The sequence below is a fragment of the Mesorhizobium sp. M0522 genome (genome assembly GCF_040321085.1).
Lineage (GTDB): Bacteria > Pseudomonadota > Alphaproteobacteria > Rhizobiales > Rhizobiaceae > Mesorhizobium.
This window is the reverse complement of record NZ_JAMYQW010000030.1, coordinates 33866-51075: the sequence shown is the minus strand read 5'-3', so window position 1 is coordinate 51075 and position 17210 is coordinate 33866. Positions and strand designations below refer to the sequence as shown.

The following is a 17210-nucleotide window of genomic DNA, read 5'->3' as shown; positions in this document are numbered from 1 at the left end:
CGGTGAAATTTTTCGTCGCGGAGGCCATCACCCCGCGGGGGTTCAATACTGATGGAACAAGTGAGGATGCCGATGGGACCTGTTCATCATGACCTGGCTGGCGGCGGACCGACCTTTGAACCCATGATCCAGATCGACATGGAAATCAAAGCTTTTGTCTCCGCTTGGAGACACTGCGATTATGTCTCGACATACATGGCCCGGATGATCAGTCAGAACAGGTCTGACTCGGTCCGGCATTCAAATCTCTTTTCCTCCGCCTTCAACGAATTGCTGGAAGTCGCCTTTCGCACGCGCCATGCCGACGGCGAACTGGCATGCAGGGTGTCTCGCCATGGCGCGACGGATAGGATCGAGTTGACATTTCCTTGCGTGCCGGAGGAGCGCCAATTCTACGAAGAAGCCGTGTCGCAACTTGCAGGAATAGAGGCCAGAGAGCGATACCTCAATTCGGTGTCTGGGGATCTCGCGCCGAGCCGCGAGGTCATACTCCTGGAACTGGCTGTCGACTACAACGCGACACTCTGGATCGAGGAAGCCGACGGCGATGCAATCAAGCTTGTCGTGGATCTTCCGCTCGAGGGCTTGCAAAATTGAGCCCTTACGACCTTCTCCCGCGCTTTAAGGCGCAATACGACGCGAACAACCAGGAGTTCTCCATATCGGGAGTGGTCCGGCCTCAGGCAATCGATGAGCTTGGGCCTAGCATGGCATTACTTCGCGATGCGATCGGCCGTGTGCGCGGCGTTCTCTACGTCAATGTCAGGCGCCTGACGCAGATGAACAACGCTGCGTTTCACACCTTTTCGAGGATCATCATCGACGCTTGTCGCGCTCGACCCGATCTCAAATTCGTCGTCATCACGTCAAGCGTCGTCGGATGGACCTCGCGAAAATTCGGTCGCCTGAGCGGAATTGAACCGAACATCACCGTCGAGGAGTATGACACCGAATTCTATCCGGGGCAGGGCTTCCTTGAGGAAGGCGGGTTCGTACCGATCCTGCGTACTCAGACAAAGATGACATGGCGCCACGAGCGCGCAATCTTGCCGCGACACGGGATGAGGCCCGGGATCGTCATGGCCGACATCTGTTGCGGGATCGGCGATTTCGCTGTGCTCGCGCAGAAGGAGTTCCAGCCATCGCGGATCGTCGCCCTCGACCACTCCAGATCAAGCCTGAACTATGCTCGACGAGTGATGCGGGAGTTCGACATCCGGGGCATCGAATATACGTATGGCGATGCGTCGGAGATGCTGCTCGACGAAGCGCAATTCGACTTGGTCACCTGCCGACATTCCCTGCAAATCTTCAATCGACCTGAACTCATCCTCAAGGAGCTCTACCGCATATGCAAGCCAGGCGGTCGGGTCTATATCACCAACGAAAAGAATTCGCATTGCCTCGGCGAGCCGCGCGCCGAAAGCATTCGCTGGACCTACGACGAGGTGGCGAAGCTGTTCGGGCATTTCGAGATGGACGTCGAGCTTGGGCCCAAGAGTCGGCGATACCTGGTGGAAGCCGGATTCGAAGACATCCTTGTGGAGACCTTCATGGTCACTAACCTGGACGGCGATCCGCAGGACTTCGCCGACGTCATTGCAGCCTGGGCGGATGTCTATGCCGGGGAGATGGCGACCAGACGCGGTGACGGACCGGAGTTCGTCGCACGGTTCCGGCAGGGCTTCGAGGATCACATTTTCGCTGCACTACACCCCAAGGGTTATGCGGGTTGGCCGATCTGGGTCGCATCGGGGCGACGGCCACAATGAAAGCCGATAACGAGCCTACACCGCGCTTCGGCCTGCGCTCCTTTCGAGCGAAATTCGTATTGGTCGTTGGCGGCGCCGTACTGTTCGACCTCCTGCTGAGCGGTGGTCTGGCGCTTTGGAACGTTCAAAAACTGTCGCGCGACGCCACATCGGAAGTCGGTGAGGGCCTGACGAACGCAAACCAGGAATACATTCGTTCCTATGCCGAGTCGACGGCGTTGAGCGTTGACCTGCTGCTCGATCGGGTTCACGGGGACGTCAAGGCGCTAGCTGGCGTGCTGCAGGCCCAGATCGACGATCCGAGGAGGCAGCAACAGGTCGGAGCCACGCTTTCGCATGAGGCGCCCGGCTCCGTGAAGGTTGTCTACAACGCGCAGGGCGATTGGGCGCAGAATCTGCCGGGCGCGCCTTCCGTGGTAAGCGTCTGGGGCTACCTGCTGGGCGCCGACCACAGTCCGCTGCCGAGCGTTCAGCAGGAAATAGAAGACAGTACCGTGATCGATCTCGTCGCGCCGACTCTCATGGCCAGCGGGTCCTCCAAACTGCAGATGTACTATATTGGTCCAAAAGAACGGCCGATCTTCCGGACGGTACCGTATACGGATCAGGCACAGACCTTCGACCGACTCTATCCAGGCCACAACAAGGCGGAATTCTGGGAGTTCTTCTTTCCGGGAATCTATGGTTCATGGCAGCAATGGGCCAGGGATCCAGCCTCACGTCCGGTCCCTGACGATATTACCCAGACAGCGCCTTACACCGATGCAATCACGGGAAAGCTGATCGTCAGCTTTTTCCACCCGCTATGGACGCGCGATCGCACCGGTATCGCCGGTACGGCGGGAGCAGACATCACTCTCGATCAGCTCGCGAAAGTCGTCGAAAGGGTGCAGATCGCTGAAACCGGGTTCGGCTTCCTCACGATGTCGACTGGCAACGTGGTGGCGATCAATCCGTCGGGCCAGGCGATCATCGGCCTGACTTCATCGAGCGATGCGGGCACGCAGGGCGTCACCGGCTTGGAAAGGTCTCTGCGGGGAAGTACGCAGCCGGCTATCGCGTCACTACCTCTAGACCAGAACAATGACGGTGCCATTCAGCATATCATGCTCGACAACAAGGGCGAACACGTTCCCTATATTGTTGTCCTCAAAAGATTGAAGCCGACCAATCTGTGGAGTTCGGGACCAATCAAGTCCGAAACGATGTCGGTCGGGATCGTCGTTCCCGAACGGGAGATCTATGCATCCCTGTTCGCCGCGCAGGAGAGTATTTCTCGCGCAACCAATCGTATCCTGCTGTTTCAGATCGCGGCGATCGCCGTTTCGCTTCTGATTGTTTTTGCGGCCGTGCTCGGAATTTCGAAGCGGATCACCGCGGGCCTCAGGGCGCTTGCCAGCGCCGCCCAGCGGCTCCAGTCCAAAGATTATTCAGTCCGCGTGAACATTCCGACGCGCGACGAGGTTGGAGCGGCAGGAATCGCTTTCAACCGGATGGCCGAGCAGATCAGCTTTCACACTGAAAACCTTGAGCAACTCGTCGACGAACGAACCAGGGAACTCGGGGACGCCAATCAGGAGATTTCCGCACTCAACGAAAAGCTGCAGGACGAGAACGTCCGCCTTGGCGCCGAACTCGCGGTCGCCAGGCAGATACAGATGATGGTCCTGCCGAAACAATTCGAACTCGAAGCGATTCCGGGGCTGGAGATCGCGGCCTACATGCGGCCGGCCGACGAGGTCGGCGGCGACTATTATGACGTCCTGCAGAACGGGTCACGGGTCAAGATCGGCATCGGCGACGTGACCGGTCATGGTCTCGAGAGCGGCGTGCTGATGCTGATGGTGCAATCCGTTGCACGCGCGCTGCAGGAGACCAACGAGGGGGATCCGCACCAGTTTCTGGATCGGCTGAACAGAGCGATCTACAAGAACATCGAGCGGACGAACACCGGCAAGCATCTCTCGCTGGCCTTCCTTGACTTCGAGGATGAGCGGGTAACGCTATCCGGCCAGCATGAGGACGTTCTCGTCGTGCGTGCGGACGGGGACGTCGAACGTATCGACACGATGGATCTCGGTCTGCCGGTTGGCCTGGAAAATGACATCTCGAGGTTCATTGCCACGCGCGACATCCTGTTCGGCAGTGGCGACGTGATCGTGCTGCACACCGACGGTGTGACCGAGGCGGAAGACCAAGACAGAAGGCTGTTCGGGTTCGAGCGCCTCTGCCAGAGCGCACGAAAACGTCAAGGCGGGAGCGCCGAGGAAATCAAAACCGGGATCATCGAGGATCTCATGGCCCATATCGGGATCCAGAAGATCCACGACGACATCACCCTCGTGATCATAAGGCACACATAGCCATGACAACGCTGTTCGGGACCCCTGACGTTGCAATCGGGATGAAGGAGAGTGTCAGTCGCGTGCGGCTGTTCGACGGACCTCTCGACTTGAGTTGGCGTCATTGTGCCACGACCTCGGACTTCATCGCCGATCTTTTCGCATTGCGCTTCCGGTCGTCCCGCAATGACTACATGGAAGTGCGGCACAGCATTGGATATCTGGTCAACGAACTCATCGAAAATGCCGTCAAGTTTCGCGCACCGGGTGAGATCTTGATCGAGGCGTCGATGGATTCGGAAAGCTTCAAGCTCAAGGTGTCGAATGACGTCGATGGTGAAGATGCGTCCGAGTTCCAAAGTCTCCTGGAGGACATCACGGTTGGCGACCCCATGGACCTGCTGATACAGCGAATTGAAGCCAATGCCGCGAACCCCGACGTAGGAGGCTCCGGACTTGGATTGCTGACGTTGATGAGCGACTACGGCGCGCGCCTGGCTTGGATATTCAGCGCCGCCGACGAAAGCGATCGGATTTGCCTGGAGACATATGCCTCCATTCCGATCTCTCAAATTCACAATTAGAGGAAACGAAGCCAGGCTATGGAAATCAGGACAGACGACTACCGCGTGTGGATTGAAGGAAGCGAAATTTTCTTCGACGGTGCAATGCGGCTTGCCAGTTCCGACGCCGGTGCGCCTATCACGGCGTTGGCGACCAGTGTGCTTGCCTCGAATCCCGCTTCCATTACGCTCAATCTGAAGGACCTTCACTTTCTCAACTCTTCCGGCATCAACCTGCTGGCGAAATTTACCATCGAGGTGCGCAAGCATCCCGATGTTCGACTCGTCGTGCGTGGAGCGCCCGACATACCCTGGCAATCGAAATCATTGCCGAATCTGAAGAAGCTGCATCCCGCTCTGGTGCTTTTGATGGACTAACCAGGTCGCTCGAAATTAGCCAAAGGACTGCGTGGTGCAAGACCGCCGCAACGAGCGAGATATGTACGCCAGGACAAGTATGTGGATGCGAAGCTAACGACAATCCGGCCTGGTGCGCAGATGCTCGCAATGGCTCGGCGGGGGCTCGGCACAGGCGGCAGGCGTCCAGGTTGGGGGGATGTCGGGCTCCCTGTGCCGATCAGCCGCCGCTGCGCGATCAAAGGTGGCGTCATTGAGTAAGCGTGCCAAGGTGAACGGCGGCCGGCTGGAGTTCATTCCGCCGCAGATCCCGACTCGGGTCAAGGAGCCGCCCGAAGATGAGGGATGGCTTCACGAGGTCAATCTTGACGGCTACCGAACGCAGATCATCATCGATAAAGGCGGCGTGCGTCTTTACAGCAAGAACGGCCGTGACTGGACCACGAAATACTGGCCCATCGCGCTGGCTGCCGAGCTGCCATGCCGGGCTGCCATTATCGACGGCGAGGTCATTGTTCCAGGCGAGCAGGGCGCTCCCCATTGCCCTGCGCTGGAAGCCGCGATCTGGCACGAACCGAGCCGGCTGGTGTTCGTCGCGTTCGATATCCTTCATCTCGACGGTCGCAATCTAGCCTCCTTGCCCCTGCTGCAGCGCAAGCAGGCGCTGTGGCAACTGGTTGAGCACGGCCTCGGCAAGATCCAGTACAGCGAGCATTTCGAGAGCAGTGCGCTAGACTAGCGATCTTTCGGGCCATCGAGAAGGTGGGGCTCGAGAGCATCATCTCAAAGCGCGCCGACAGCGGCTACAGAAGCGGACCGTCGAACACATGGCTGAAGGCCAAATACTTCGAGGGAGCCGATTTCTGAGCATCGACGACCGCTTCTGGCACATAAGGATCGAGCGCGCATGTTCATCGCTCAATCTGCGATGCAGCGGCGGGGCTTCGTAGAGCCTACGTGCGTAGGTCTGCACCCTCGCGCGGGAGACGAGAGGGAAGTGTTGCTGCTTCCCGGTTTATCGGCAACTCTGTCCGCTGCCGGGCAGAACGATGGGAGGCGAAGCTTGCCGGCTTGATATTTGCGACGAATGAGGTTTGTTGGAGAATAATCAATCATTTGCCGAATAGACAGACTATCCGTTTTCAAAGCGCCCTTTACACAAGAGGAAATTCGATGACCGTTTCTCCAGACCCAAGCGACCAGGCTGATCTCGTATCAATCACCGCCGACATCGTTTCCGCCTACGTTTCGAACAATCCGCTGCCGGTCGGCGAGTTGTCGAAGCTGATCGGGGATGTCTATGTCGCTTTGCAAGGGATCGGCAGACCTGTGGCTCCGATCGCAGCCAAACTGGAGCCGGCGGTGTCGATCAAGAAGTCAGTGTCACCTGATTTCGTCATATGCCTGGAAGACGGGAAAAAGTTCAAATCCTTGAAGCGTCATATCGGAACGCATTACAATCTGAGTCCGGACGAATACCGGCAGAAATGGAACCTGCCCTCCGACTATCCGATGGTGGCGCCGAACTACGCAGCCACCCGCTCGGCCCTGGCGAAATCAATAGGCCTGGGGCGCAAGGCGGCAGCGCCAGCAACAGCTGCGGCAGAAAAACCAAAACGAGCTGCTCGCGCGGCAGCGACGACAGCCGCAACGGCAATCAAGCAGCCTGTGAAGAAGGCGCGCAAGGCACCCGTCAAAGCGTAGCGTGCTGCACCCGACAGAGCTGCCAGGCAGCGGCAAACCTGAACGTGGTGAAGCCCCGCTTGCGGCGGGGCTTCGCGTTAGGTCGGATCACTCGGCAGCACGGCGGGACCAGATGAGCGAGAACTCGCCCTCGGTGTCGGTCTCGACCAGGCTTGCATAGATCGGAGCCGGGAAGCTCGGATCGTCGAGCTTGACGGAGTGGTAGTCGCGTCCCTCCCGCGAGGTCTTCTTCCATGCCGCCCCGAACTCGGTGGCGCCGGCGAAGATGCGCAAGGTCGGACCCTTTTCATTGTCGCCATCGGCCGGAGAGAACGTCACGGTCTTGACGTTGAGGTTGAGGGTCTTGACCGAGCCGGAGAAGCCGTTCGCGGTGCGGGAGAAAGTGCCGATCGTAGCCATTTGGTGGTTCCTTCTGTTTTTCTCGGGCCGCGCGTATCGCGGCCTCGATGGTGGTCGTGAGACCGGGGACGATCGGGCCGCACCCCTAGGGCTGAAACGCAGTGGGAAGGCGGCCGGCGACGGCCTTTTTGTTTCGCGATGCAAAGCCGAAGGCGGCGGAAAAAAGCCCTTTGAAAGAGCATCGACGGTTTCGGTATAGCGCTGCAGCGTCGCTGGATGGAGAGCCACGGTCGATGGTGGCTCATCGAGATTCGAGAGTTGCGCCTCGATGTGAGAGAGCTGTGCCTTGAGTTCTGCAATGCGTTGCTTGGCATCCTCTTCAGCAATGACGAGACGAGAAGTCCGGCGTCAGCGTGGCGGCGGTTTGCCACCGCCATGGCATTGCCACCAGCATGGCCCCGCTGGCGGGAAGAGTTCGGCCTGAACGCCCGCAAGGCGCCGCAACTGGCGGTGGTCGAGCTAGCCGATAGAGGAGAAAACGAGCCGCCGGCGCCCGCGCCCTTGCGCGATCTCGTACGACCGCCGGACGGCATGGTGGCGATCGAACTGGATGATGGGCGGCGCGTGTTTGCGCCGGCGGGCGCGATTGCGGCTGCAGTGAAGCGGCAGCTCGCCGGAAAGGAGAAGGCGCCATGACCGTCGTTCCGGCTGGAGTGAAAGTGCATCTGGCGCCCGGCCATACCGACATCCGAGGGGCTTGATGGCCTCGCCACGCTGATCCAGGAGCAACTCAAGAAGGACCCTTCTCGAGCCATCTGTTTGTCTTCCGCGACAAGAACGCCTCGCTCTTGAAGGTCCTTTTTTGGGACTGAACGGGGCTGTGCCTGTTCACCAAGCGCATCGACCACGGACGGTTCGTGTGGCCGCGTCTGGCCCAGCCAGGCGGTACGATGATGCTGACGCCAGCGCGGCTTGCCATGCTCATCGAGGGCATCGACTGGCGCGCGCCGGAACGCTTCTGGCGACCGATGCTGGCGGGCTGAACGTGCGAGAAATCCGAGAAAAACGAGCAGAACCCGCGAGGTTGATATCGACCACTGTTTCAAAACCTAGGACCGTGAATTCGTCCGCGCAGGTTACCTCCGGCGCAATTTACGAGCGCTGCAACGGACATAAACTGATTGGCATAGTCATCGACCGCCTTCGTGTCCCGCCGGCGAGTACCGAGTTACGAGAGGGACGTGCCGTTTGCGCGAGCGATCTCCACTGCGGCTGCTTTGGCACCCATTTGCATGGACCGTCGCTCCGGCCTCGGCGAATGCGTTGGCGATGCTATTTCCAATGCTTTCGATCACCCGCGACCCGATCGTGAACGACCGGTCGTTTCAGAGTCAGCCCTTGCGCTCCTGAAGGCTGTTGCCGCCGTCGACCACCAGCAGGGCGCCGTTGACGTAGCTCGCGCCTTCCGATGTCAGGAACACCACCGCTGCCGCAACCTCGTCCGGTCGCCCGGCCCGCGCCGGTGGCGTGTGCAGGGCAGCTTGCCGCTCCATTGCGCTCGACGAGCCCGTTTCGATCCAGCCGGGGGCCACGGCATTGGCCGTGATGCCGCTTTTTGCCACTTCGAGCGCCAGCGTTCGCGTCAGGCCGACCATGCCGGCCTTGGCGGCGGAATAGGCTGATGTGCCTTCGAAAGACACCAGCGGCCCGGTAACCGACGCCACATTGACGATGCGCCCATAGCCTGCCTCTACCATCGCCGGCAAAAACGCGCGGGTGACCAGGAATGCGGTCTTCAGGCTGACGTCGATCCCCTGCTCCCAGTCGGCCTCGGTCATGGCGAGAAACGCCTTATCGGCCGAGGGCGATGCCAGCGAGCCCATGCCGGCATTGTTGACCAGGATGTCGACGGCGCCAACATCAGCCCGCAGCCGCGCGACTTCGGCTGCGATGGTGAGATCGGCGACCGCGGCTTTGGCATTGATGCCTTCGGCGCAAAGCTCGGCGGCGCGATCGAGTACACGCGCGCTGGCACCGTTCAGGAAAACGGCATGACCGGCAAGGCCGAGCTGCCGCGCGATGGCAAAGCCGATGCCGTCGGCAGCACCCGCCCCGGTGATCAGCGCACGCTTGGTGGTAGAAGAAGGCATGGTCAAATCAGACTCCGCTGGTTGCGCCGTCGCGGTCTTACCACGCACTTTGGCGACCGTGCTGCGAAGATTTGGTCTGCAACATTCCGCGCCGCTTTTGCGTTCTCGAAATGCCGAAGCCGGCCGCTCAGGGGTGTCCGCTCTGCTGCCAGAAGCTCCTCCTCAGACTTCATCCGACTAGGATGAGACCACAGGCCCAAGTATGCGAGATGGCCGGGCAGTGGCCCCGACCTTTGTTCCTCGTCCAACGCCTGTGTGGCGTTCTAAATACCGATTGCGCAGCCGTCCTTGCGTGGGTCTGAACCGCCCTGCAGCGTCATTCATCCAGTCGATCATGATCGCTTGGCGCCCCCGATCGGCTCTGCCGCCGGGACGATGCGGAACCCGCGACCGGCAAGTTCTTCCTGAACCGCGACTGGAAGCCTGTTCTCGACCTCCACTTCCATCGTGCCAGGAATTGGAAAGACCCGGGGCAGCTCAATGGCTTGCTGAAGGTCGAGGCCAAAATCAAGAACTTTTGACAGGAAGTGCGGGTGACCCATGGCCTGATACGCGCCACCCATCACGCCGAAAGGCATAACTGCGCGCCCATCCTTCACCAGCATGCCCGGAATGATGGTGTGTAGCGGGCGCTTGCCTGGTTCGATGACGTTGGGGTGGTTGGGATCCAGGGAAAAACTTATACCGCGATTGTTGAGTATCACGCCCGAGCGCGACGCGACGATGCCTGAGCCAAACCATAATAGATCGAGTTGATGAAACTGACGGCGTTGCGATCCTTGTCGACGACGGAAAATATAGGCCGTGTCGCGATGCACCGGCATATCGAATGAAGGAAGATCCGCGCGCGCTCCCAAGATCGATCATCCCCGCCAGACGATCCGCCGTCGCACTGGAAAGCAGTTGCTCAACCGGCACCGCCACCTTCGCCGGGTCGGCGAGCAAAGCATCGCGCGCCGCATAAGCAAGTCGCGTCGCCTCGATCTCGATGTGCAGCCGGTCGGCGGATTGAGGGTCACCCTTGGCCTCGAAGCGCGACAGGATATCGAGGATCATGAGCGCTATGACGCCCTGGCCATTTGGCGGACATTCGTAGACGTCGTGGCCGCGGAAACCTGTCTTTATCGGCGTCACATATTCGCCCCTGGCACCCATGAAATCATCCAGTGTGTGCAAACCGCCGAGGCTTCGCAGGCGCGAAACCATGTCCTCGGCGACCTCCCCCATGTAGAAGGCGTTGCGTCCATCCGTCGCGATCTTGCGGAATGTTGCGGCGAGTGCGGGTTGCCGGTGCACCTCGCCGATCCTCGGCGCCCGCCCCCCAGGGAGAAGATGCTTTTTGCGGCAGGATCGACGGAAAGTAGCGCCGCCTCCTGTTCCCAGTCGAAATGCACGCGTGGGGAGATGGCGTAGCCGCTTTCGGCGAACTCGATCGCAGGAGCAAAAAGCTTGCCCAGCGCCAGTTTTCCATGATCGGCATTGAGCTGGGTCCAGGCGTCAACCGCACCGGGAACAGCTTCAGGAAGGCGGCAAAGACTTCGCCTTGCCCACCTTCCTCCTGCGCCACGGGCTGTGTTGCGCTTCGGTGCAGACTGTCATTCATGGTTTCATGGCCTCGCCGGTGAATTCCCGGACCCGTTCCTTTGCGACAGCCAAGCCTTCGCGGCCCCTGTCGGTCGCGCGGTAAAGTTTTCGTACCGACCGGCCCGCCCGTTCCTCGCGGGAGACTAGATACCCGTCACGCTCCATCTTGTGCAGCATCGGGTAGAGCGTTCCCGGCGAGAGCCGGTAGCCGTGGCTGGCAAGCTCGTCGATCATCCACTGGCCATAGATCTCGTGCTCGTCCGCATGATGCAGGATGTGCAGCCGCATCAGTCCTGACAGCAGGTCGCGATGTTCCATGGCCCTTTCGCGAACATTTTTCCTCGTTCCTATCGAAATACGATATCGTTTTCCGTTACCGTCTGTTGCCTCGGCGCAGACAAGCCCTAAACTGCAGGAACGATTTTTCGCGGGCAGAACGCACATGCCAAACGACCCCGTCATCGAGGTCGCAACCCTGCATCAATTCTCCAATGTTCTCCTGCTGGATGTGCGCGAGGCCGAGGCATTCGAGAAAGACCATGCCGCCGGCGCAGTGCGGGTTCCCATCGAAGCCTGGGTGGAGGCTGCGAAGAGAAGCGAAACATCCTTCGCCAGCACCGCCTTCTGGGAACGACAGATCGGCGAGCTTGGCGTTTGCGCGATCACAACGGCGGTCGTGGTCGATGATGGCCGCATGACGGAGGCGGCGCGCGTCTGGTTTATTCTCCAGTTTTTCGGTGCAAAGGCCCACATCCTCAATGGTGGTTGGCCCGTCCTGTCTGAGGCCGGCATTGCGCTCCCGCTTCCGCTGGAAACTTTCACAGGAAGGCCGTTCAAAGCTGCGCCGGGTTCCGGCGAGGTCGGGCTCGTGGAGCGCGATGAGCTAAAGGACGAGTTGGATGGCGAGACCACTATCTTCGATGCGCGCACGAGAGCGGAATTCGACGGCAAGGACCTCAGGAGCAACGCTCGCGGTGGACATCTTCCCGGCGCACGCCTGCTTTCCCATGCGGACCTGCTGCAAGGGAAGCAGCTGAAGTCGCCGGAGGATCTGCATCGGTTGATCGACGCTGCCGGCTTCCGGCCCGGCGAGCACGTTGTTACGCATTGCGACGGCGGCGGCCGTGCGGCGTTGGCTGCGGTCGCGGCAGTCCGTGCGGGCTTTCCGGATGTGAGGGTTTACTATCTCAGCTTCTCGGACTGGGCCAAGGATGAGAGCTGCCCGATCATATCGGAATTATAGAGCACCGACCTCGTGAGGCAGGCATGTCATCTGCAAGCAATGTTCGCTATCTAGTCGATGACGTCGAGGCCGCCGTCGCCTGGTACACCCGCCATCTCGGCTTTAGACTCCTTTCCAACCAAGCCCCTGCATTCGCCGACGTCACGCTTGGGTCGCTACGGCTGCTGCTCAGCGGGCCGATAAGCTCTGCCGCGCGACCGATGCCCGATGCGAGAAACCTGGGCCCGGCGGCTGGTCGCATTCATCTCATCGTCGACGATCTTGCCGCCGAGGTGGCGCGGCTGCGTACGGCCGGTGTGCAGTTCCGCAACGACATTGTGACCGGGCCCGGCGGGTCTCAGATCCTACTGGTCGACCCCTCCGGCAACGTCGTCGAGCTATTTCAGCCGGCCCGTCGCTGACCGTCGACCAAGGACCGCTTTCCACCCAACCGAGTCATTCGACGCTCATTTAGAGGTGTTCTCGAGGGGGGATGTTTGAACCAGCGGGACGCGCCAAAAGCCGAAATTAACTTCGCAGCTTTGGATTGCCCGTTCGCGACAGCGAAACAGCTGTTCGCAGCGCCAAAGATCGCTCGGCGGGATTGCAGTCGACTGAGCTTGCCGGCCCTTCAAGAAAATGCATCACGATTCCGACACCTGGATGCCGAACCAACGCCGACCGACACAGGGCATCCTTGACCTGCAAGACGCAACTCGGCACACGAGGGACGACCTTGCCTCTGCGGAAACAACTTGAAGAAACGCTTCGCTACCCATAGCATGTCAAGTCATGGTGAAATCTGATCAGGAGGTCGGTGGGATGGGTCGGGTTTTTAAGCCAGTGCAAAGTAGGGAGGATAACTATGGCTTCCGAAGTACAGGCAAACAATGGCGTTAACGTCGAGGCGCTGCTCGGCGCACGCGAAGCGCTTACCAACGCCCCGGAGGCCGCGCAGTTCAAGTGGCGCGCGGCCTGCGAATGGAAGGATGGCACCCACAGCCACTCGACGGTCGAGAGTTTCTACGGTCTCGGCCAGGACCAGCATCGCAAGACCACCTTCGCATTCGATGCCGACCATCCGGAGGTCTTTGCTTCCTTGGATCAGGGCGCCACGCCTGTCGAATACGTGCTGGTCGGGCTGGCGAGTTGCCTGACAGCCGGCATCGCCGCGGTTGCCCAGAACCGGAACATCCAGTTGAAGTCGGTGAAGGCGACCATCGAAGGCGACATGGATATTGCGGGCATACTCGGCATCGACAGCGACGTCCGCAACGGCTTCAGCGGCATCACGGTGAAGTACAACATCGACGCCGACGCCAAGCGCGAGGACATCGAGGCTCTCGTCGCTCAGTCACAGAAGCGGTCGGCTGTCTATGACATTGTAACCAATCCGACGAATGTCACGGTCGTGGTGAATTGAAAGGCGCTTCGAGCCGTAGACTCTCCTGATGAGAGGGCGCGATTAGTTCCGTCACCACAGTGATCGTCGGCGCAGGGCACGCGGGGCTCGCGATGAGCCGCTGCCTCGCGGAGCGCTCTATCGACCATGTTCTGCTGGAGCGCGGCGAGATCGCCCATACCTGGCGCACCGAGCGATGGGATTCGCTGCGGCTGCTCACCCCGAACTGGCAGAGCCGGCTGCCGGGCTTCCGCTATGATGGTGACGACCCCGACGGCTACCGGACGATGCCTGAAGTGATCGACTTCCTCGGGAACTATGCCAAGGCGATCGCGGCTCCAGTCAGAACACACACGACCGTTACCTCGGTTCGCAGCGACGGGGCAGGATATGTCGTGCGCACGGACCACGGCGAGTGGCGCTGCCGAACTGTCGTGCTGGCGTCGGGCGCGTGCAACATCGCACGCCTGCCCGATTTGGCCGTCCGCGTGCCGCCGTCGGTCGCCATGCTGACGGCACAGTCCTATCGCAATCCGGCTCAGGTCGCCGACGGCGGCGTGATGGTGGTGGGCGCCTCGTCGAGCGGCACCCAGATCGCACAGGAGCTGCAGCGTTCGGGGCGTCAAGTAACCCTGTCGGTGGGCGAGCACATCCGGGCGCCGCGCGTCTATCGCGGCAAGGACCTGGAGTGGTGGATGGACGCCGCCGGCGTGCTCGACGAGCGCTACGACGAGGTAGACGACATCAGGCGGGCGCGACGGGTTCCTTCGCTGCAGCTTGCCGGCACTCCCGATCGCACCACCCTCGACCTCAATGCGCTGGTCGACCTCGGCGTCAGGCTCGTTGGCCGTCTCGCTGGCATCACGGAAGACGGCAAGGCCCAGTTTGCGGGGTCGTTGCGCAACATGTGCGCGCTTTCCGATCTCAAGATGGCCCGGCTGCTCGACCTCATCGACGAATGGGCGCGCGCCAACGGCCTTGACGCTGCGGTCGGGCCGCCGGATCGCCTGCCGCCGACCCGTGTCGAGGACAACCCGCCGCTCGGCCTCGACCTTACCGGAGGCGCGATCAGGACGATCATCTGGGCCACTGGCTACAAGCCGGACTACTCCTGGCTGGAGCTGCCGGTCCTCGACCGCAAGGGCCACCTCCGTCACGACGGCGGCGTTGCGGAACATCCGGGCATGTACCTGATGGGGATGCAGTTTCTGCGCCGCCGCAAGTCTGCGCTGATCGACGGCGCCGGCGACGACGCGCGTGATCTCAGCGACCATCTGGCATCTTACCTCAGGCAAAAATCAATCAACGTCTAAGGCCAAGGGAACAGGTCAGCTACCGCGACAACGCCGAATTCCGTGACTCTGCAATCATATTCCCAAGTGCAACTTCGGCTTCCAGAAGGGGCGGAACAACTCAATCTTGGGACAGCGGTTCATCACAACTTTCAAACCCGCTTCCTCCGCCAACAGGGCGGCAGCGTCGTCGCGCACCCCAATCTGACTCCACAGAACCTTGGCACCAATTGCGATGGCTTCCTGTGCAACTTCCAACAGATCTTCGGAGCGGCGAAAAACCTCCACCATATCCACAGGCCGGTCGATGGCCGCCAGTGACGCGTACACCTTGAGCCCTCGAATTTCATCCAGACCGGGAGTGGGATTAACCGGGATCATGTCATAGCCGGTTTCGTGCAGAACCCTGAGTACGCCATAGGAAAACTTGGTCTTGTCGGGGCTGGCCCCCACCATCGCGATGGTTTTGACCGATTTCAGAATGTTTTGCAGATAAGCCTCCGAATAGGGCTCATCATGATTCATGTGGGTCATTTCTTTGCTTCCAACGGGGTCGCAATATCGGCTTTCAATTCATGAGCGGCCAAGGGGTCAAGGAAGGGGTTGCGATAGAGCTTGTCGTGGCTTTCAACGCCGACTTCCAGCGTGCAGTCGCTCATAGGGCGGGCAACGCAGAGGATTATATAGCCATTGGTGATCTGGCGGTTGTTCAGCGCCCGCTGCGCTTTTTGATTGACTTTGCCGCTGATTATCTTGGCCGCACAGCTTATGCAGCCGCCATACTTGCACCCGTAGGGCAGGTCCACGCCCTGCTCGCGCAAGCTTTGCAAGAGGGGCTTCCGGCGATCGACGTCAAAGGCCGCACCGCCTTGATTGACGAGAGTGATGGTGAAGTTGGTCATACCCAGATGTCACTCGTGCAATCACCGCCGGGATAACGGGTTTCGTGGCAGCGGCTTGGTCCATTTGGTTCCTTGCCAAAATCGACGACAAATCGCGGATCAATTTCCATGCCGCCGTTTTCCGTATCGCAATTGACCATCAGCATGCATCCGCCATTGGTGCGGATTTCCGGATAGAACTGATTGTCCCAGGTCGAGAAGAGCGAGGTCGTCACATAAAGGCGCTTGCCGTCGAGGCTGAGCTGTATCATCTGCGGCCCGCCAGTCACTTTCACGCCATTAACCTCAGGCGCACGTCCGAGAAGTCCGCCCATCCACACTTGTCCGGTAAGCTTGGCGTTGTGGGGGTCCGAGATATCATACTGACGGATGTCGCCATGCAACCAGTTGCATAAATAGAGGTATCGATCGTCCATGCTGAGCAGAATGACTGAGATAACGCCCGGTATCGGAATGGGCCATTCGGGATGCGGCTCATTTTCGACATCCACGATTTTTTCCCATTGCCAGTCACCCGCTGCATCCTTCCACCAGTGGATAATGTTTGCGGAAAGGGCCGCGCCAACAAAGCCGTGACTGCTGTCGGGATTATGATGGAATCGCACTTCCAGCGGGATCAAGCCATCTTCACCGAGATAGAATGTTTGCTTTGGTTCCTTCTTCTCAAAATCCCAGAAATGGATCTCTCGGCCATACTTCAGGTGGCCCACCTCCTCAAGGTCGAAACCAGGCATGAAAGTGTTAGGCGCGGCCCACTCCGAGCTGACCATTACGTTGTGTCGCGGCTGGTACCAGAAATCATAACCAAACTTGATCCTGCCCATGGAGTTTTCCCAACGGCCGACAATCTCGAACTCCTTGTTGAGTTTCAAATAACCGCCTGGCGCGTTGCCTTGAGCGTCGCCAAGCATTGAGATGATGATCTCCGAACCAAGGCAATGCACTGTGTGCGGTGCCGACAGGTTGGTTCTGGCTTTGATTTCGGCGCCCTCTATCACCTTGAACAGTGTCGGATTGCGGGGATCGGTACCGCAATCAACAATATGGAGATTGGTCGAGCGCACACCGGGCACGATCAGATACTTGCGCTCCATGCTCGCATCGCCATGGCACGACGAACAGGCATTCCAGCCCATGTGATGAAGCTCATCGCCAATACCCGGCATTTGCAAACGTGAAATCACTTGGCTGTAGGTCGAACTCTCCGGGTCGACATCAATGGTACACAAATAGTCTGGCTTCTGAATGCCCGTGCCAGTGTAGATAGCAATCGTATAGAGCAACTTTTCGCGGGGTGCCCTCGTGGCCTCGGCGGGAGAAGCATAGCCCGGTCCACAGCAATGTTCGGTCACGGGTACTTCCCTAATTTGAACAGGTCACTGGCCAGCCCAGGGGCTGAGACATTAGTGCATGCGTGGCGTTGGCGCTACCGCCGGGGTAAGCGTCGCCGGGTTGGCTGGCGGGAGACAGGACTGCGAGGCGGCTGGACTATAGGAAGCGGCTTTTAGATCAATTTGCGGTCGTTCCGAGTGATGGACACAAAGGTCTGCAATGGATCACGAATGCTGGTTCCGGCCAATG

20 protein-coding genes and 1 pseudogene are annotated in these 17210 nt (G+C 59.8%); 13 read left to right on the top strand and 8 right to left on the bottom strand.

The genetic code is table 11. The annotated features are described in order from the left end of the window. Nucleotides 1–72: 72 nt before the first annotated feature. From NKI58_RS26135 to NKI58_RS26105, 7 genes are all read left to right on the top strand, one after another. Nucleotides 73–597 (top strand): ubiquinone biosynthesis methyltransferase UbiE, encoded by a 525-nt coding sequence (locus NKI58_RS26135; RefSeq protein ID WP_352592387.1) that lies wholly within the window; start codon nucleotides 73–75, stop codon nucleotides 595–597. Next, nucleotides 594–1772 carry a methyltransferase domain-containing protein gene (locus NKI58_RS26130; protein ID WP_352625100.1) on the top strand — a complete coding sequence of 393 codons (1179 nt, stop codon included), beginning with the start codon at nucleotides 594–596 and terminating at the stop codon, nucleotides 1770–1772. The genes NKI58_RS26135 and NKI58_RS26130 overlap by 4 nt, the downstream gene beginning before the upstream one ends. Beyond that, nucleotides 1769–4135, top strand: a complete 2367-nt coding sequence (locus NKI58_RS26125; protein WP_352625105.1) for a SpoIIE family protein phosphatase — start codon at nucleotides 1769–1771, stop codon at nucleotides 4133–4135. The genes NKI58_RS26130 and NKI58_RS26125 overlap by 4 nt, the downstream gene beginning before the upstream one ends. A gap of 2 nt (nucleotides 4136–4137) precedes the next feature. Next, nucleotides 4138–4698: a slr1658 superfamily regulator gene (locus NKI58_RS26120; RefSeq protein ID WP_352595918.1), complete on the top strand. Its 561-nt coding sequence runs from the start codon at nucleotides 4138–4140 to the stop codon at nucleotides 4696–4698. 18 nt (nucleotides 4699–4716) lie between these two features. After that, the gene (locus tag NKI58_RS26115; protein WP_352595916.1) at nucleotides 4717–5055 is read left to right on the top strand and encodes a slr1659 superfamily regulator; all 339 of its coding nucleotides are present in this window, start codon (nucleotides 4717–4719) and stop codon (nucleotides 5053–5055) included. 178 nt (nucleotides 5056–5233) lie between these two features. Further along, nucleotides 5234–5773 (top strand): ATP-dependent DNA ligase, encoded by a 540-nt coding sequence (locus tag NKI58_RS26110; protein WP_352595914.1) that lies wholly within the window; start codon nucleotides 5234–5236, stop codon nucleotides 5771–5773. A gap of 434 nt (nucleotides 5774–6207) precedes the next feature. Beyond that, nucleotides 6208–6738 carry a Ros/MucR family transcriptional regulator gene (locus NKI58_RS26105; RefSeq protein ID WP_352625104.1) on the top strand — a complete coding sequence of 177 codons (531 nt, stop codon included), beginning with the start codon at nucleotides 6208–6210 and terminating at the stop codon, nucleotides 6736–6738. Nucleotides 6739–6825: 87 nt separating this feature from the next. On the opposite strand, the gene NKI58_RS26100 is transcribed toward NKI58_RS26105, so the two are convergent. After that, entirely contained in the window at nucleotides 6826–7137 is a 312-nt protein-coding gene (locus NKI58_RS26100; protein ID WP_352596420.1) for a DUF736 domain-containing protein, read from the bottom strand. Nucleotides 7138–7395: 258 nt separating this feature from the next. Here NKI58_RS26100 and NKI58_RS26095 point away from each other — a divergent pair, with 258 nt between their 5' ends. Both NKI58_RS26095 and tnpB read left to right on the top strand, forming a co-directional pair. After that, on the top strand, nucleotides 7396–7773 hold the full coding sequence (locus tag NKI58_RS26095; protein WP_352853905.1) for a hypothetical protein: 378 nt from the start codon (nucleotides 7396–7398) through the stop codon (nucleotides 7771–7773). A gap of 182 nt (nucleotides 7774–7955) precedes the next feature. Further along, complete coding sequence (gene tnpB / locus NKI58_RS26090) at nucleotides 7956–8120, top strand: IS66 family insertion sequence element accessory protein TnpB (protein ID WP_352595807.1); 165 nt, start codon at nucleotides 7956–7958, stop codon at nucleotides 8118–8120. A gap of 348 nt (nucleotides 8121–8468) precedes the next feature. Here tnpB and NKI58_RS26085 read toward each other — a convergent pair whose 3' ends face one another. From NKI58_RS26085 to NKI58_RS26070, 4 genes and pseudogenes are all read right to left on the bottom strand, one after another. Continuing rightward, nucleotides 8469–9227, bottom strand: coding sequence for an SDR family NAD(P)-dependent oxidoreductase (locus tag NKI58_RS26085; RefSeq protein ID WP_352595793.1), 759 nt, complete (start codon nucleotides 9225–9227; stop codon nucleotides 8469–8471). A gap of 332 nt (nucleotides 9228–9559) precedes the next feature. Next, nucleotides 9560–10084: a gamma-glutamyltransferase gene (locus NKI58_RS26080; protein WP_352595790.1), complete on the bottom strand. Its 525-nt coding sequence runs from the start codon at nucleotides 10082–10084 to the stop codon at nucleotides 9560–9562. 22 nt (nucleotides 10085–10106) lie between these two features. Further along, a pseudogene (locus tag NKI58_RS26075) lies at nucleotides 10107–10690 on the bottom strand (gamma-glutamyltransferase); the annotation flags it as partial. 136 nt (nucleotides 10691–10826) lie between these two features. Beyond that, a complete protein-coding gene (locus NKI58_RS26070) occupies nucleotides 10827–11129 on the bottom strand; it encodes a PadR family transcriptional regulator (protein ID WP_352595787.1) in 303 nt (100 codons plus the stop codon). Here NKI58_RS26070 and NKI58_RS26065 point away from each other — a divergent pair. The 4 genes from NKI58_RS26065 to NKI58_RS26050 all read left to right on the top strand — a co-directional run bounded on the left by NKI58_RS26065 (nucleotide 11128) and on the right by NKI58_RS26050 (nucleotide 14748). Beyond that, nucleotides 11128–12054, top strand: a complete 927-nt coding sequence (locus NKI58_RS26065) for a sulfurtransferase (protein WP_352595784.1) — start codon at nucleotides 11128–11130, stop codon at nucleotides 12052–12054. The two genes, NKI58_RS26070 and NKI58_RS26065, sit on opposite strands and share 2 nt — an antisense overlap. 23 nt (nucleotides 12055–12077) lie before the next feature. Continuing rightward, nucleotides 12078–12455, top strand: a complete 378-nt coding sequence (locus NKI58_RS26060) for a VOC family protein (protein ID WP_352595782.1) — start codon at nucleotides 12078–12080, stop codon at nucleotides 12453–12455. 443 nt (nucleotides 12456–12898) lie between these two features. Continuing rightward, nucleotides 12899–13456, top strand: a complete 558-nt coding sequence (locus NKI58_RS26055; protein ID WP_292664767.1) for an OsmC family protein — start codon at nucleotides 12899–12901, stop codon at nucleotides 13454–13456. A 59-nt stretch (nucleotides 13457–13515) separates the two neighbouring features. Then, nucleotides 13516–14748 carry an NAD(P)-binding domain-containing protein gene (locus NKI58_RS26050; protein ID WP_352595779.1) on the top strand — a complete coding sequence of 411 codons (1233 nt, stop codon included), beginning with the start codon at nucleotides 13516–13518 and terminating at the stop codon, nucleotides 14746–14748. A 54-nt stretch (nucleotides 14749–14802) separates the two neighbouring features. On the opposite strand, the gene NKI58_RS26045 is transcribed toward NKI58_RS26050, so the two are convergent. From NKI58_RS26045 to NKI58_RS26035, 3 genes are read right to left on the bottom strand one after another with little or no spacing between them, the layout of a single operon-like run. Beyond that, nucleotides 14803–15252: a CoA-binding protein gene (locus tag NKI58_RS26045; RefSeq protein WP_352595804.1), complete on the bottom strand. Its 450-nt coding sequence runs from the start codon at nucleotides 15250–15252 to the stop codon at nucleotides 14803–14805. A gap of 5 nt (nucleotides 15253–15257) precedes the next feature. Continuing rightward, nucleotides 15258–15629, bottom strand: a complete 372-nt coding sequence (locus NKI58_RS26040; RefSeq protein ID WP_352625634.1) for a 2Fe-2S iron-sulfur cluster-binding protein — start codon at nucleotides 15627–15629, stop codon at nucleotides 15258–15260. Next, complete coding sequence (locus NKI58_RS26035) at nucleotides 15626–16981, bottom strand: selenium-binding family protein (protein ID WP_352595773.1); 1356 nt, start codon at nucleotides 16979–16981, stop codon at nucleotides 15626–15628. The genes NKI58_RS26040 and NKI58_RS26035 overlap by 4 nt, the downstream gene beginning before the upstream one ends. Nucleotides 16982–17210: the final 229 nt, after the last annotated feature.